At 71.6% G+C, this 15,358-nt stretch carries 14 protein-coding genes; 7 read left to right on the plus strand and 7 right to left on the minus strand.

Annotated features, from left to right (window positions below):
• Positions 1 to 128 precede the first annotated feature (128 nt).
• The gene (locus ABD831_RS19220; protein ID WP_344950568.1) at positions 129 to 767 is read right to left on the minus strand and encodes a hypothetical protein; all 639 of its coding nucleotides are present in this window, start codon (positions 765 to 767) and stop codon (positions 129 to 131) included.
• Between the two features lie 177 nt (positions 768 to 944).
• Between ABD831_RS19220 and ABD831_RS19225 the strand changes: the two genes are divergently transcribed.
• The 5 genes from ABD831_RS19225 (at position 945) to ABD831_RS19245 (ending at position 6,502) form a co-directional block, all read left to right on the plus strand.
• Positions 945 to 1,841 carry a lysophospholipid acyltransferase family protein gene (locus ABD831_RS19225; protein ID WP_344950571.1) on the plus strand — a complete coding sequence of 299 codons (897 nt, stop codon included), beginning with the start codon at positions 945 to 947 and terminating at the stop codon, positions 1,839 to 1,841.
• Positions 1,792 to 3,108: a MacS family sensor histidine kinase gene (gene macS, locus ABD831_RS19230; protein WP_344950574.1), complete on the plus strand. Its 1,317-nt coding sequence runs from the start codon at positions 1,792 to 1,794 to the stop codon at positions 3,106 to 3,108. Before ABD831_RS19225 ends, macS begins: the two co-directional genes overlap by 50 nt.
• The gene (locus ABD831_RS19235; RefSeq protein WP_425582856.1) at positions 3,105 to 3,818 is read left to right on the plus strand and encodes a response regulator; all 714 of its coding nucleotides are present in this window, start codon (positions 3,105 to 3,107) and stop codon (positions 3,816 to 3,818) included. The genes macS and ABD831_RS19235 overlap by 4 nt, the downstream gene beginning before the upstream one ends.
• Before the next feature lie 179 nt (positions 3,819 to 3,997).
• On the plus strand, positions 3,998 to 5,434 hold the full coding sequence (locus ABD831_RS19240; protein ID WP_344950577.1) for a class II 3-deoxy-7-phosphoheptulonate synthase: 1,437 nt from the start codon (positions 3,998 to 4,000) through the stop codon (positions 5,432 to 5,434).
• Positions 5,435 to 5,437: 3 nt separating this feature from the next.
• Positions 5,438 to 6,502: a threonine aldolase family protein gene (locus ABD831_RS19245; RefSeq protein ID WP_344950580.1), complete on the plus strand. Its 1,065-nt coding sequence runs from the start codon at positions 5,438 to 5,440 to the stop codon at positions 6,500 to 6,502.
• 43 nt (positions 6,503 to 6,545) lie between these two features.
• On the opposite strand, the gene ABD831_RS19250 is transcribed toward ABD831_RS19245, so the two are convergent.
• The 3 genes from ABD831_RS19250 to ABD831_RS19260 all read right to left on the minus strand — a co-directional run bounded on the left by ABD831_RS19250 (position 6,546) and on the right by ABD831_RS19260 (position 10,492).
• Positions 6,546 to 7,445: a DMT family transporter gene (locus ABD831_RS19250; protein ID WP_344950583.1), complete on the minus strand. Its 900-nt coding sequence runs from the start codon at positions 7,443 to 7,445 to the stop codon at positions 6,546 to 6,548.
• Positions 7,446 to 7,454: 9 nt separating this feature from the next.
• Positions 7,455 to 9,446, minus strand: a complete 1,992-nt coding sequence (gene pknB / locus ABD831_RS19255; protein WP_344950587.1) for a Stk1 family PASTA domain-containing Ser/Thr kinase — start codon at positions 9,444 to 9,446, stop codon at positions 7,455 to 7,457.
• A gap of 83 nt (positions 9,447 to 9,529) precedes the next feature.
• Positions 9,530 to 10,492, minus strand: a complete 963-nt coding sequence (locus ABD831_RS19260) for a LysM peptidoglycan-binding domain-containing protein (protein WP_344950590.1) — start codon at positions 10,490 to 10,492, stop codon at positions 9,530 to 9,532.
• Between the two features lie 429 nt (positions 10,493 to 10,921).
• Here ABD831_RS19260 and ABD831_RS19265 point away from each other — a divergent pair, with 429 nt between their 5' ends.
• Positions 10,922 to 11,329 (plus strand): Rv2175c family DNA-binding protein, encoded by a 408-nt coding sequence (locus ABD831_RS19265; RefSeq protein ID WP_344950593.1) that lies wholly within the window; start codon positions 10,922 to 10,924, stop codon positions 11,327 to 11,329.
• A gap of 63 nt (positions 11,330 to 11,392) precedes the next feature.
• Here ABD831_RS19265 and ABD831_RS19270 read toward each other — a convergent pair whose 3' ends face one another.
• Positions 11,393 to 12,487 carry a polyprenyl synthetase family protein gene (locus tag ABD831_RS19270; RefSeq protein ID WP_344950596.1) on the minus strand — a complete coding sequence of 365 codons (1,095 nt, stop codon included), beginning with the start codon at positions 12,485 to 12,487 and terminating at the stop codon, positions 11,393 to 11,395.
• A gap of 106 nt (positions 12,488 to 12,593) precedes the next feature.
• On the opposite strand from ABD831_RS19270, the gene metF reads away from it, so the two are divergent.
• Entirely contained in the window at positions 12,594 to 13,502 is a 909-nt protein-coding gene (metF, locus tag ABD831_RS19275) for a methylenetetrahydrofolate reductase [NAD(P)H] (protein ID WP_344950598.1), read from the plus strand.
• Positions 13,503 to 13,656: 154 nt separating this feature from the next.
• Here metF and ABD831_RS19280 read toward each other — a convergent pair whose 3' ends face one another.
• Entirely contained in the window at positions 13,657 to 14,127 is a 471-nt protein-coding gene (locus tag ABD831_RS19280) for a hypothetical protein (RefSeq protein ID WP_344950601.1), read from the minus strand.
• A 150-nt stretch (positions 14,128 to 14,277) separates the two neighbouring features.
• Positions 14,278 to 14,991, minus strand: a complete 714-nt coding sequence (locus tag ABD831_RS19285; RefSeq protein ID WP_344950604.1) for a DUF4126 domain-containing protein — start codon at positions 14,989 to 14,991, stop codon at positions 14,278 to 14,280.
• Positions 14,992 to 15,358: the final 367 nt, after the last annotated feature.

Genomic DNA, 15,358 nt, shown 5'->3' on the forward strand with positions numbered 1-15,358 from the left:
GACATGAGGGCCTCCTGTTTGGCGAAGTGAACCTTGAGCAGTTCCACTCCACCGCGGGAGGCCCTCCCATGTCATCAGCTCACAACGCGAAGTCGCATTCCCTCAACCAACGTGCCCGGTCAGTACAGCTAGAGGCGGGTGCCGTCGTCGAACGGGTCGCGCTCGTTGCCACCGCGCAGGACGAGGAGCACGAAACCGACGACGATCATCGTCAGGGCCGTCACGACCCACCAGCCGCTGCCGTCGCGGTCGAAGAAGAGGACATAGAGCAGCAGGAGGGGACCGCCGACGAGGCCACCCACGATGGCCCAGAACATCGGGTCGGTCTCGGCCGAGGGGAGGTCGATCTCCGACGGCGGGACGAAGTGCTCGCCGTCGTCCACGACGTCGCCGGCGTCATCACGGAGGGGGGTGCTGCCACGCCACGCGTGCGAGGTCGTCGGCGCGATCGGCAGCTCCAGCAGACCGGACGCGCTGGGCGGACTCGACGGGCCGGCGGGGCCGGCGGGACCGCTCGCGCTGCCAGGGCCGGCCTGGTCGGGCGCGGGCTCGGGCTGCTCGGGCTGCTCGGGCTGCGCCGCACCTTCGCCCTCGGTGGCCAAGGCGCTCGGGGTGCCGTCGACCGCATCGACCGCGTCGACAGGGTCAGCAGGGCCCGCACCGTCCGTGCTGTCGACGGTCGCCGCGCGGGGCAGCGGGTCAGGTGCCTCGTCGTCCCACCCGGCGATGATGCGCGCGAACTCCGCGTCGAGGTCGCGGTCGCTCACGACCGGCGCCTCGGGACCCGTCGCGCGGGCAGACCGGAAGCGGCTGCGGCGTCGGGAAGGACCGTCACGGTGGGGCTCCTCGGAGGAGACGACTGAACCCACTGATCCTCGCATGCCCCGCCGGGCGGGCGCGAGTGTCGTAGAGTTCGAGCCGTCACACACGGAAGGCGGACGCGGTTGTTCTACTGGTTCCTCAAGACGATCGTCCTCGGACCGATCGTGAGGCTCGTCTTCCGTCCGTGGGTGGAGGGGGAGGAGCACATCCCCGAGGAGGGAGCCGCGATCTTCGCGAGCAACCACCTGTCCTTCTCCGACTCGATCTTCCTGCCGCTCGTCGTGCCGCGGCGGATGACCTTCCTCGCGAAGAGCGACTACTTCACCGGACGCGGCGTCAAGGGGCGCCTCACCGCGGCGTTCTTCAAGGCCATCGGTCAGGTGCCCGTCGACCGGTCGGGGGGCAAGGCGAGCAACGCCGCACTGAACTCCGGACTGAAGGTCCTGCGACGCGGTGACCTGCTCGGCATCTACCCCGAGGGCACGCGTTCGCCTGACGGGCGCCTCTACCGCGGCCGCACCGGCGTCGCCCGGATGGCGCTGGAGGGCAAGGTCACCGTCATCCCGGTCGCCATGATCGGCACGGACAAGGCGCAGCCCACGGGCAAGGTCATCCCGCGGATCATGCGCGTCGGGGTCCGGATCGGCAAGCCGCTCGACTTCTCCCGCTACGAGGGCATGGAGGACGACCGGTTCGTCCTGCGCTCGATCACCGACGAGATCATGTACGAGCTGATGCTCCTGTCGGGGCAGGAGTACGTCGACATGTACGCCACCTCGATGAAGGACCGCCTCGTGGCCGCCGCCCGGGCCAAGGCGCGTGAGCTGCAGGAGGCCGCCAAGCCCGGCAGCGCCGCGCCCGAGCTCGAGGAGGCGCTCGATGCCGCCGAGGGCCGGGCCCGTCCGTCGGTGGGCGGCTCCGCGGAGGCGGCGGACGACGACCGGTCCGGGGACGAGACGTCGTCCCGCAGTGCCGACGACGGCGACGACGGCGATGCTCCCGTCGTGGCGGCGTCCTGACGTCATGGCCGACGACGCGGCGACGCCCGCTGTCGCCGCGTCGACGAGCGCGGTCCTGAACGACGAGCACGCCATCGTCCGTGGCCTCTGGCGCGGCGTCGACGTCTTCCGCTGGCTCGCCCTCGCGTATGCCGCGTGGGCCGCGTGGGAGCGCCACGACCAGATCGCCCACCTCGCCCTGGGCGTCGCCGTCCTCGGCGTCCTCGCGGGCTGGACACTTGCGGTGACCCTGCGGCCGGTGCGCACGGTGCGCGCCTACACGATCGAGCTCGCCATCGGCTGCTCCGCGATCCTCGCGACGCGCCTCGTCGACGACCCCGCGGTCATCACGGCGGGTGCCAAGACCATCCCGTCGATCTGGCCGACCGCCGCCGTCGTCGGGTTCGCGGTGCTGCGCGGTTGGCGTGGTGGGCTCGCCGCCGCGTCGCTCGTCGCCGCGTGCTCCTTCGTCGAGGTGGTCGAGCCGACCCCCAACACCATCACCAACTCGATCTTCGGGCTCCTGCTCGGCGGGTGCATCGGCTACTGCGTCGACCTCGCCCGCACGAGCCATGCGGCGCTCGCCGAGGCGATGCGGCTCGACGCCGCCCGCGCCGAGCGCGACCGTCTGGCGCGCACCGTCCACGACGGCGTGCTCCAGACGCTCGCCTTCATCAACCGTCGGGCCGGCGACCTCGGGGGAGAGGCGGCCCGGCTCGGCGCGATGGCCGGTGAGCAGGAGCGGATCCTGCGCACGCTCGTGAGCCAGACCGACCTCGCCGAGGTGGGCCGCGCCGTCAGCGGGGACGCCGACCTGCGGGGGCTGCTGCGTCACGTCGAGGGCGACGGGGTGCAGCTCGTGTCGCCCGCCGACGCCGTGCTGCTGCCGCGTCGGGTGGCCGACGAGGTCGTCGCCGCCGTCGAGGCGGCCCTCGACAACGTCCGCCAGCATGCCGGTGACGACGCCCACGCGTGGGTGCTGCTCGACGACGCCGGCGACGAGGTGGCCGTGACCATTCGTGACTCCGGGCGAGGTGTGCCGAACGGTCGGCTGGAGGAGGCCGTCTCGCAGGGCCGCCTCGGCGTCTCCTCGAGCATCCTCGGCCGGCTGACCGACCTCGGAGGCACCGCGACGGTCACGTCCGGCCCGACGGGCGGCACGACCGTCGAGCTGCGGATCCCGAATCGCCGGACGGCACGCCTCGCCGGCCGACACCATGGTCGCCAACCGGAGCGCAACGCCGACAGCAGCGCGGGCGCCCGGGCCCAGGGACGAGGAGCATCGTGACGGAACAGGAGGACGCCATGCCGCAGCAGGGGAGCAGCACGCCGCCCGAGCACATCCGGGTCGTCGTGGCGGACGACCACCCGATGTGGCGCGATGCCGTGGCTCGCGACCTCGCCGACGCGGGTTTCGAGGTCCTCGCGACCGCGGACGACGGACGCTCGGCGGTGGCCCGTACCCGAGCCACGACGCCCGACGTCCTCGTCCTCGACCTCAATCTCCCCGGCCTCACCGGCGCCGAGGTGTGCGCCGCACTGGCCGCCGCGCACGTGCCGACCCGGATCCTCATCCTCTCGGCGAGCGGAGACCACCAGGACGTCCTCGACGCGGTCAAAGCCGGCGCCCTCGGCTACCTCGTGAAGTCGGCCGGCCGCGAGGAGTTCCTCGCCGCGGTGCGAGCCACCGCGGCGGGCGAGCCGGTCTTCACCGCCGGCCTGGCGGGCCTGGTGCTCGGAGAGTTCCGACGCGTCAAGGCCGCTGGTGGCGGCAGCGCAGAGCGACCCATCCCGGAGCTCACCGACCGCGAGACCGAGATCCTCAAGTACGTCGCGACGGGCATGGGCTACAAGGAGATCGCAGCAACGCTCTTCCTCTCGCACCGCACCGTGCAGAACCACGTGCAGAACATCTTCGGCAAGCTCCAGATGCACAACCGTGTGGAGCTCGTCCGCTTCGCCATGGAGCGCGGCCTCGACCTCGCCGACCCGACCTGAGCCCCCTCTGAGGCCGGACCTGAGGCCGGACCTGAGGCCGGACCTGAGGCCGGACCTGAGGCCGGACCTGAGGCCGGACCCGAGCCACGACGTCAGCCACGACGAGACGCGGGGGTGCCCCGCACCGCGGCCACACGGCATACGTCGTCGGTGACGGCCCGGGTCACGCAGGTTTCGGGATGCGGACCCGTGCGGGAGCCGCCCCTCACGGCGTCTACTCTGACGGAGTGAACACGAGGACCGTCACCGCCGATGCCGGCCTCGAACCCGTTGACGGGTCCGAGGCCCTGGCCGCCCTCACGGCTGCCGCCGCCGAGCTCGAGGCCCAGCAGCAACCCGCCTGGCCCGACACGGCCGCGCTGGCCGAGGTGATCGAGACCCTCGCCTCGTATCCGCCGCTCGTCTTCGCCGGCGAGTGCGACATCCTCACCGACCGCATGGCCAAGGCAGCCGTCGGCGAGGCCTTCGTGCTCCAGGGCGGCGACTGCGCCGAGACCTTCGCGTCCGCGACCGCTGACAACATCCGCGACCGCATCAAGACGATCCTGCAGATGGCCGCGGTCCTGACCTACGGCGCGTCCGTGCCGGTCATCAAGATCGGGCGCATGGCCGGGCAGTACGCCAAGCCGCGCAGCTCGACGGTCGAGACCCGCGAGGGCGTCACCCTTCCCGCGTTCCGTGGCGACATGGTCAACGACTTCGCCTTCCACGAGACCGCCCGGATCCCCGACCCGCAGCGCCTCGTCCGCGCCTACCACGCGAGCTCGGCGACGTTGAACCTCGTGCGCGCCTTCACGACAGGCGGATTCGCCGACCTGCGCCACGTGCACGACTGGAACCGCGGGTTCGTCGCCAACTCGGCCAACCAGCGGTACGAGAAGATCGCCAAGGACATCGACAAGGCGATGCGCTTCATGTGGGCGTGCGGCGCCGACTTCGACGCGATGCGCACCGTCGAGTTCTACGCCGCGCACGAGGCCCTGCTGCTCGACTACGAACGACCGCTGACGCGCATCGACTCGCGCTCGGGCCGCCTCTACGACACCTCGGGCCACTTCGTGTGGGTCGGCGAGCGCACCCGCCAGCTCGACGGCGCCCACGTCGACTTCGTGTCGCGCATCAGCAACCCCATCGGCGTCAAGCTCGGGCCCAAGGCCGACATCGACGAGGTGCTGCGCCTCATCGACAAGGTCGACCCGAACCGCACGCCGGGCCGCCTCACCTTCATCACGCGGATGGGCGCCGGCACGATCCGCGACGCCCTGCCGGCCCTCGTCGACAAGGTGACGGCGTCCGGTGCGACCGTGACGTGGATCTGCGACCCCATGCACGGCAACACGTTCGAGAGCCCGTCGGGTTACAAGACGCGTGACTTCGAGGACATCGTCGAGGAGGTCCGCGGCTTCTTCGAGGTGCACCAGTCCCTCGGCACGATCCCCGGCGGCATCCACGTGGAGCTGACCGGCAACGACGTCACCGAGTGCCTGGGCGGCGCGGAGAAGATCATCGACTCCGACCTCGAGAAGCGCTACGAGTCGGTGTGCGACCCGCGCCTGAACCACCAGCAGTCGCTCGAGCTCGCGTTCCTCGTCGCCGAGATGCTCGGCCAGGCCTGATCGGTGGTCGCTCCGAGCCCGTTCGCGGCGGACCTGCTCAGTGACACCCTGACCCGGCCGACCGAGGCGATGCGCCAGGCCATGGCGCGGGCCGAGGTCGGCGACGACGTCTTCGGCGAGGACCCCACGTTGCGCGCCCTCGAGGAGCGCGTCGCCGGGATGCTCGGCCACGAGGCCGCGCTCTTCACCCCGTCGGGCTCGATGGCCAACCAGCTCGGCGTCCGGCTGCACGTGAGGCCGGGGGAGGAGCTCATCGGTGACTCCCTGGCCCACGTCGTGAGGGCCGAGCTCGGCGCGGCAGCGGTGCTCTCGGGCATCTCCTCGCGCACCTGGCTCTCCGAGCGCGGTCGGTTCCGCGCCGACGACGCCGCGTCGCTCATGGTCACCGGCGTCGGCCCCTACCAGGTCTGCACGTCGCTCGTGATCGTCGAGAACACCCACAACTTCGGTGGCGGCACCGTGCAGTCCCTCGACGAGATCCGCCGCGCGCGTGAGGTGACGCGGGACCGGGGCGTCGCGATGCACCTCGACGGGGCGCGCCTCTTCAACGCCCACGTCGCTTCGGGCGTGCCGGTGGACGACTACGGCCGCGAGTTCGACACCGTCTCGATCTGCCTGAGCAAGGGGCTCGGCGCGCCGGTCGGCAGCGTTCTCGTCGGCTCGGCCGACGCCATGGCCGAGTCGCGCATCTGGCGCAAGCGCTTCGGCGGTGGCATGCGTCAGGCCGGGATCCTCGCGGCTGCAGGGCTCTACGCGCTCGACCACAACGTGGAACGACTCGCTGATGACCACGCCCGGGCGCGGCGTGCGGCCGAGGCGATGGCCGAGGCCGCACCCGGCTGCGTCGACCTCGCGACGGTCGAGACCAACATCGTCATCGTCGACGTGGCATCGATGGGATGGACCTCCGCGGCCTTCGTCGACGCGGCTCTCGCCGACGGCGTCCGGACGTATGCCGTGGGGCCCGGTGCCGTGCGTCTCGTCTGGCACCTGGACGTGGACGACGCCGGCACCGACGTCGCCGTCGACGTGCTCACGCGCCTGCTCCGATCGGCACCGGCAGCCTGACCCGAGAGCTCGCCGGCCTCGTTCCGTGGGGAGCGTCGGGGGGTCAGACCTCGTGGTGCAGAGCCTCCGCGGGGAGCTCGCCGGGGCGCCTGCGCGCCAGGAGCTCGACGGCATACATGGCCGTGAGCACCAGGGCGCCGCCGAGGACCATCCGTAGCGTCGCGGCCTCGTCGCCGAGGGTCACGGCGAAGAACGCCGCGAACACCGGTTCGAGCGTCATGACGATGGCGGCCCGGGTGGCAGGCAGGTGCGCCTGTGCCCACGTCTGGACCCACAGGGCCAGGATGCTCGCGAAGACGACCATGTACAGCACCGTGCCCCACTGTCGAGGCGTGCTCGGCAGGACGAGACCTCCGGGGAGCGCTCCGACGAGGCAGAGCACCGCGATGACGACCATCTGGACGACGGACAGGCCGGTCGCGATCCCGGACGCGCTGTGGCGACCCAGCCCGACGATGTGCAGCGCGTAGAGGGCGGCGGCGAGCAGGGTGATCGCCTCGCCCACGCCGACCGTCAGACCGTTGAGGGACAGCAGGGCGAGACCACACGTCGCGAGTCCTATTGCCGCCCAAGTGGATCCGGGCACGCGTTCACGAAGGATCACGGCGGTGAAGACCGGGGTCAGGACGACGTAGCTGCCGGTGATGAAGCCGGAGACGGAGGCGGGTGTCGTCGCGAGCCCTTGCGTCTGGAAGATCTGGGCCAGGCCGTAGAGGGCGCCCAGACCCGCCCCGACGAGGACCTGTCGACGGCTGAGTGCACGGACGGGACGCCAGAAGAGCACGAGCATGATGACGGCCGAGATGGAGAAGCGGACCGCGAGGAAGTCGATGGCAGGCAGGGCTTGGACGAGGTCACGGATGAGGAAGAACGTCGAGCCCCAGACCGCCGTCAGGGCGACCAGCAGGATAGTGGCGAGGCGCGTCTGCGCCGCGGGCTGCACGGGGCGGTCTCAGACGATCGTCAGGCTGATCGTGCTGCCCTTGGGCACCGACGTCCCGGCGGCGGGATCCTGGGCGCGGACCTTCTTCTCGAAGAGGTCGCCGAAGGGATACTGCTTGTCGACCTTGAGGCCGAGGTCGGTGAGCGCCTTGTCGGCCGCGGCGTCCGGCTGGTCGACGACGTTGGGCACCTGCACCATGACGGGGCCCTTCGACACGACGACCTTCACCGGGTCACCCTGGTGGAGGGTGCCCTTGTCGGGCGACTGCGAGACGACCTGGCCGGCCGGCACGGAGTCGCTGTTGACGTCGTCGCCGCGCTGGACCGTGAGTCCGGCCTTCGTGAGGGTTGCCGAGGCCGCCTCGAACGGTGTGCCCGTCACGGTGGGGACCTCGATGGGCCGGCGCCCCTTGGAGACGACGACCGACACCGCGGTGTTGCGCTTGACGGACTCGCCAGGGGCCGGGTCCTGCGAGATGACGACGCCCTCGGGGACCGTCTCGCTCCAGGCCCGCGACCTCTCTCCGAGCCGAAGATTCAGGGGGGAGAGGGCAGCTCCCGTGTCGCCGACCTTGACCCCCACGAGGGTCGGGACGGCATACCGCTCCTTGCCCTTCGAGACGACGACGCGCACCGTCGAGTCCTTGCCGAGCTCGCTGCCCGCGCCGGGCTCGACGCGCAGCACGACGCCCTGGGCCCTGGCCTCGGAGAACTCCTCGACGGTCTCCATCGACAGGGAGGCCTGCCGCATCTCGCCTGCGGCCTGCGAGAGCTGCTCGCCGACGACGGCGGGCACCAGGGTCGAGCCGCCCGGGCCGGCCGTGAACCACCAGCCGCCGAACGAGGCCCCACCCACGATGAGGACGGCTGCGAGCCAGAGCGGCCAACGACGCCGACGGCCTCGGCCACCGCGTCGCTCGATCGGCATCGCCGCGGTGTGCTCGAGGGCAGGCCCGTCGTCGTGGACCGGCAGGCCTGCCAAGGCGGCGCGCCCGACGTCGTTGGGGCGCGTGCGTTGCCGCTCGGGCACGGCCGACGCCTCGACGCTCTGGTCTCGATCCACGGGGGAGAGCTGTGCCGTCGCGGAGGTAGGCGCCAGCACTGCGGAGCCGGCGGGGTCCGGACCGGTGCCGCGCTGGTCGAGCTCGGACGCCGACAGCCCGCGCCGGACCTCGCGCAGTGCGGTGACGAAGGCGGTGGCGGACTCGAAGCGGTCGTCGGGCTCGACGGCGGTCGCGCGGGCGACGAGGTCGTCGAGCACCGTCGGGACGGCGGGCACCAGCGTCGAGGGCGCGACGATCGAACCGTGGACGTGGTTGTACGCGATCTGGATCGGGGTGCCGCCGGTGACGGCCTTGCGCCCGGTGAGCATCTCGAAGAGCAGCAGGCCAGCGGCATACACGTCGCTGCGCGTGTCGGCCACGCCTCGCTCGACCTGTTCGGGTGAGAGGTAGGACACGGTGCCCAGCAGGACGCCGGTCTGACTCGTCGTGGCCTGGTTGGTGATCGCGCGGGCAAGCCCGAAGTCGGCGACCTTGACCTCCCCGTCGCGGCGCACGATGACGTTCTCGGGCTTGACGTCGCGATGGATCATGCCGGCCGCGTGGGCCGCCCGCAGAGCCAGCAGGATGGGCTCGAGGATGGCGAGGGACTCGCGCGCGGTGAGCGGCGCCTCCTCGTGGATGACGTCGCGCAGCGTCTTGCCCTCGATGAGCTCCATCGCCAGGAAGACCTCGCCGTCGTCCTCGCCCTGGTCGAAGACGGCGACGACGTTGGGGTGGTTCAGGCGTGCTGCGGACCGGGCCTCGGCGCGGAAACGTTCGACGAAGACGTCGTCGGTGGCGAGCCCGGGGCGCATGATCTTCAGCGCCACCTCCCGGTCGAGGCGTCCGTCCAGCGCCACGTAGACAGAGGCCATGCCTCCGTCTGCGAGGTGGGAGAGGATGCGGTACCTGCCGTCGATCACCCGACCGACGAGGGCGTCCGCCACGCTGGACGTCACAGGCGAAGTTTACGGGCTGATCCTCGGCATCCCGCGCAGGCGAGCCGCGGCGGCCGGGCGTCCGCTGACCTCGGGAGGACCGGTCACATGCGGTCGTAGGTGGCGAGCACGCTGGCCACGTAGCGCTTGGTGTCCTCGTACATGCCCTTGGTCCGGACCGAGTAGAGGCCCTGGTAGTAGCCGGCGATGGCCTGCTCGCGGGAGTCGGCGCTCGTCAGCAGGGCGCGGATGATGAGGACGCCACCGGTGATGTTGTCCTGCGTGTCGTAGCGGTCGAGCGAACGGCCTGCGAGCTGCGAGGCCCACGTCTGGGAGACGGGCATGAGCTGCATGACGCCGACCGCGTCCGTGTAGGACACGGCACGCTGGTACCAGCCGGACTCGAGCCAGCCGATGGCGAGCGCCAGCTTGGGGTCCACACCGTTGCGGGTGGCCGTCGCGCGGATCATCGCCGAGGTCTCGGTGCGGCTCGGCACGGCCTGGGCGGCGAGCTTCGCCTTGCTCTCGGCGACGGCCTGCGCCGTCTTGCTCGGGTACTGGTAGCCGGGCGGGGGAGTCGGCGCGGGCGACGGGGTGCTCGGCGTGGCGGAGGATCCCGTCCCGGGAACGGTGATCTTCTGGCCGACGTAGATGACCGTCGTGCTGCTCATCCTGTTCGAGGCCAGCAGCTTCGTCAGGGAGACGCCGAAGCGCTTCGCGATGCCGCTCATCGTGTCGCCCGAGCGCACGACGTAGACCGAGTCGCCTGCCGACGGCTTCGTGGGACTGGTGCTCGGTGTCCCGGTCGGCCTCGCCGGGAGGGGCGCCGTCGTGGCCCCGGCGGGCCGGCCGGGGACGAGCAGCTTCTGCCCGGGACGGATCAGGGACCCGCCGCGACTCAGCCTGTTCTTCTCGACGATCGCGTAGATCGTCGAGCGGTGCGCGATGGCGAGGTGCCACAGCGTGTCACCCGGGCGGACCGTGACGGTCTTCCACGGCGTCGTGGCGACGGGGGCGACGGCGGAGTGGGCAGGCAGCGCGAGCGCGGCGACGTCGGCGAAGGGCATGGGGTGTGGAGTCCTTTCCTGGGGCCCGAGCTGAGTTCGAGAAACGTGGAGGGGCGTTCGGAAGGGGCGGTCGAGTTCGGCGATGGTCTGGCGTCCGCGGGAGCTGCGGAGACGTTGCTGGGCGTCCCAGTGGGACGCTTGTGAACGGAGTGGCGCCTGTGACGATAGCGCACAATTGAGCACTAAAGTATAAATACACCCGTGTAATTCACGGCTCGAGAGCACTGAGCGCCTCGGTGGTCCCGCTCCGACGGGCCCCGACCCGCCCCGACCCGGCGCCAACCCGGCGCCAACCCGGCGCCAACCCGGCGCCGACCACGCGCCGACCACGCGCCGACCACGCGCCGACCACGCGCCGACCATGCGCCGACCATGCGCTGATCCGGCAGGTGCGCGAGCCGGTTGCAGACGGTGGCAGACTCTTGCACCGTGAGCGACACCCCTGCACCGCAGTCCGACGAGTCCACCCATCCCCACGCGACCGACCTCGAGTCCCTCGTCGGGGAGTGGCTGACCGTGCCCGACGCCGCCGAGCGGATCGGCGTGTCCCTGTCGCACGTGCGGCAGCTCATCGCCGACCGCGAGGTCCTGGCCGCTCGCATCGGCGAGCGCCGGGTCACTGCCGTCCCGGCCAAGTTCTTCGACGAGACCGGCCCTCGGCCCGAGCTCCGCGGAACCTTCACCGTCCTCGCCGACGGCGGCATGGGCGACGACGAGATCATCGCGTGGCTCTACACCCCGGACGCGACGCTGCCCGTCGAGGGCGCCCCCATCGACGCGATGCTGGCCGGCTACAAGACGGAGATCCGCCGCCGGGCGCAGGAGCTCGCCTTCTGAGGCGGCACCCCTTCGGGCACCTGTGACCGCACCACGGGCGTATGCCGTGTGGTGCGGTCCGCGTCAGGACCGGCGCGCCGTCGACACCGCGACGAGCGCCTCGAGCACGTCGAGCGCCGAGGCGTCGTAGGAGTCGGTGGCGCGGGCCCGGTCGAGCGCCCGGAAGGCGTCGTCGGCGAGGGCGGTGATCAGACTCTCGACCCGGTCGACGGAGCCTGTGTCGACGAGCACCTGGCGGATCGACTCGACGCCGCCGATCTCGAGGTCGTCGCGCCCGAGCAGGCTCTCGACGATCTCGCGCTGGGAGTCGGACGCCGCGTCCAGGGCATGCGCGACGAGGACCGTGCGCTTGCCCTCGCGCAGGTCGTCGCCGGCCGGCTTGCCGGTCGCCTCGGGGTCACCGAAGACACCGAGGAGGTCGTCGCGCAGCTGGAACGCCTCACCGAGGGCCAGGCCGTAGTCGGACAGGGGTGCGAGCGCGCCGTCGGGAGCGCCACCGACCAGGGCCCCGATGAGCAGCGGGTGCTCGATGGTGTACTTCGCGCTCTTGAACCGAATCACCTTGCGAGCCGAGGCGATCCGGGCATCGAGGTCGAGCCCGTCCCAGCCGCGGGCCGACTCGAGCAGGTCGAGGAACTGGCCGCCCATCAGCTGCGTGCGCATCGAGTCGAAAAGCTGACGTCCGCGCGCGAGCTCCGCAGCGGGCAGGCCGCACGTGGCATACAGCTCGTCGCACCAGGTCAGGCACAGGTCACCGGCGAGGATCGCGGTGCCCTCGCCGAACCGGTCGGGGTCACCGGCCCAGCCACGCTGCTGGTGCAGCGAGGCGACGGCACGGTGGGCGGACGGCATACCCCGTCTCGTGTCGCTGCGGTCCATGACGTCGTCGTGGAGCAGCGCGGCGCCCTGGAAGAACTCCATGCTCGCGGCGAGGCGCACGAGTGCGTCCGAGTCGGCGCCGCCGGCGGCGCGGTAGCCCCAGTAGAGGAAGCCGGCGCGCAGGCCCTTGCCACCCGTCAGCAGGCCCGTCACCGCCGACACGAGCGGGGCCGTCTCGTCGCCGATCGCGGCGAGCGACTGCGTGGCCCCGGCGATCTGCCCGTCGATCGCCTGCTGCACCCGACGGCGCAGCACGTCGAGGTCGGTGGGGGTCTGCACGGGGTCCTCCATCGAGTCGCGGGAATCGTGGTCAGCCTACGCGGCGGGACGGCCGCCTCGTGAACAGCCCACGCAAGCGTGGACGCGCTCGGCCTAGGGTGGCGACATGGCACACGGCACGGCATCCTCGATGGCGCGGGCGGAGCGGTTCACGCGGTCCATCCCGGCGATGATCGAGGCCGACACCCCGACGTTCAGCTTCGAGTTCTTCCCGCCCAAGGACGACGCGTCCGAGGCGCAGCTCTGGGACGCCATCCGGCGCCTCGAGAAGCTCTCGCCGAGCTTCGTGTCGATCACCTACGGCGCCGGGGGCGGCACCCGCGACCGGACCGTGCGCCTGACCCAGCGCGTCCTCGAGGAGACGTCGCTGACACCCATGGCGCACCTGACCTGCGTCGGCCACTCCGTCGCCGAGCTGCGCAGCATCGTCGGTTCGTATGCCGCTGGCGGGGTCCGCAACATCCTCGCCCTGCGCGGCGACCCCCAGGGTGGCCTCGGCCAGCCCTGGGTCGCCCACCCCGAAGGCCTCGACCACGCGGACGAGCTCGTCGCACTGGTGCGCGGCCTCGGCGACTTCACGGTCGGTGTCGCTGCGTTCCCCGACGGCCACCCCGAGTCGCGCGACACCAGGGAGGACGCCGAGACGCTGATCCGCAAGGAGCGGGCCGGCGCGGAGTTCGCGATCACCCAGATGGTCTTCGACGTCGACCACTACCTGCGGCTGCGCGACGAGCTCGCGCGACGCGGGTCCCGGCTGCCGGTCGTCCCGGCGATCATGCCGATCACGAACGCCCGGCAGGTGGCGCGCATGGCCCAGCTCGCCGGACAGCCGATGCCGACCTCGGTCACCGACCGGCTCGAGCGCCACGAGGACGACGCGGTCGGCGTGCGGGCCGAGGGCATGGCCATCGCCACCGAGTCGTCACGACGCCTGCTCGACGAGGGTGCACCCGGCATCCACTTCATCACGATGAACCGGTCGTCGGCGACGCTCGAGGTCTTCGGCAACCTCTGACACGCGGGACGGACCACGGCCGAGGACGAACCCCGGTCGAGGACGGCCGGCCCCGATAAGGGCCGGCCGTCCGGTTCGGGTGACTCGGGTCGTCCGGTCTGCTCAGGTGCTCGACGGTGTGGTCGTCGAGGTGCCGTCGGGTGAGGTGGGCACCTCACCCTGCTGGCTCTGGGGACCGTCGCCGTCGTGGTCGCCGCCACGGCCTCCCGGTCCGCCCGATCCGCCCTCCTGGACCGCCGTGACGGCGAAGGAGGCGTCGACCTGCACCGTGATGTGGGGTGCCGTCGGTGCGCACCATGTGCGCCTCGTAGACGCCATCCGAGTCGGTCTCGACGCGCTCGATCGTCGCGGTCGGCTCCTTGGCCTTGGCTGCCGCCGTCACCTTGGCGGCGGTCTCGCCCGTGAGCAGCTTCTCGTCGGAGCGCATGGGCTTGCGGGGATCCGTGTTGCCGTTGCCGTTTCCGTTCAGGCCCGGGCCGCCTTCTCCGAGCTGCCCGTAGGCACCGCCCGTCGAGGTGCCGGTGCTGCCTGCCTGATCCGCGCTGGCGAGGGCTGCCCCGCCGAGCGCGAGCGCCGACGCGGCCACGATGCCGGCGCCTGCCAGTGCGATGGTCTTGTTCCTCATGCGGTCCACTCCTTCGATGGGCTGGCCTCGTGCCAGCTGTGTCCACCGTCGGCGGCGGCCCTGTGCCGACCCACTCGTCAGCGTGGGGACGTCCTGTGAGACCCGCGCAGACCTGTGAGTGACCCTCCCGGCGCGGCCTCGGGGCGTGGGTCAGGTCTCCTGGTCGAAGGGCTGCTCGAGCCGTTCGGCGGCCCGGCTCGCCGGAGGAGCCGGTGGCGCCGCGGGCGGCGGCCCCGACCGTGTGTCCGGCCCCCGGCGCCCGGCCGGCACCGCGATGCCCACGCGTTCGCCCCATGCGTCGTAGCGCCGCTTGTAGCGGCGGATCCGGCCGGCGAGCTTGTAGACGAGGAAGGCACCGAGCGCGAGGAAGAGGAAGGCGATGGCCGCAGCCAGCCACGGATGGGCGATCGCGAGGGCGGTGACGCCGGTGACAGTGACGTCCTCGGTGGTGCTGACGAGGACGTTGCTCGCCGGCTCGGGAGAGGTGTTGACGGCGGCGCGCAGGCCGGCCTTGATGCCGTGCGAGATGAGGGCCGTGACACCGCCCGTCGCCGCGCCGACGGCGGCGTCGAGGGAGGCTGTGTCATGGCCGATGAGGTAGCCGATCGTGGCCCCCACCGCAGGTCTGACGACCGTGTGCACGGAGTCCCACACGGAGTCGACGTAGGGGATCTTGTCGGCGAGCATCTCGACCGCGAAGAGGATCCCGGCGCCGATGAGCACGTCGGTGCGGGCCAGGGCGTTCGGGATCTGGCTGAGGTTGAAGATCTTGTCGGCCAGCCCGAGGACGAGCACGACCGCATACGCGTTGATTCCGCTGCCCCACCCGGTGGTGAAGGCCATGGGGATGAGCTCGGCGCCCACGACACTCCTTCGGTCGTGCGCCGGTCGCGGGGGCGCCGGTGCATCTGCTGCCGGGCCGGACGGCCGAGCACAGGTCCAACGTCCCTGACGCTCCCGCATTCCCAGGGAGCGCGCAACGGGGCGCGCTGCAGGTGGCGGCGGGCAGCCGAACGGGCCCGATCCGTGAGCGGACAGGACCCCTGCACCTCTCCGTTCGCGGACCGGACCCGCGGGCCCCACTCTGCCCGCGGGCGGGTGGGACGACGTGAGCACGGGTACTCAGTTTTGTCCGTTTTGGCGCCATGTGCCGGGGGACCTGCCGTGGGACCGTCTGCCGGGGGGCACGCGTCGTGGACCGTTCTTGACACGGTGTCGGCGGCGGGGGTTA

It is taken from the genome of Terrabacter ginsenosidimutans (genome assembly GCF_039539425.1).
Taxonomy (GTDB): Bacteria; Actinomycetota; Actinomycetes; order Actinomycetales; family Dermatophilaceae; genus Terrabacter; species Terrabacter ginsenosidimutans.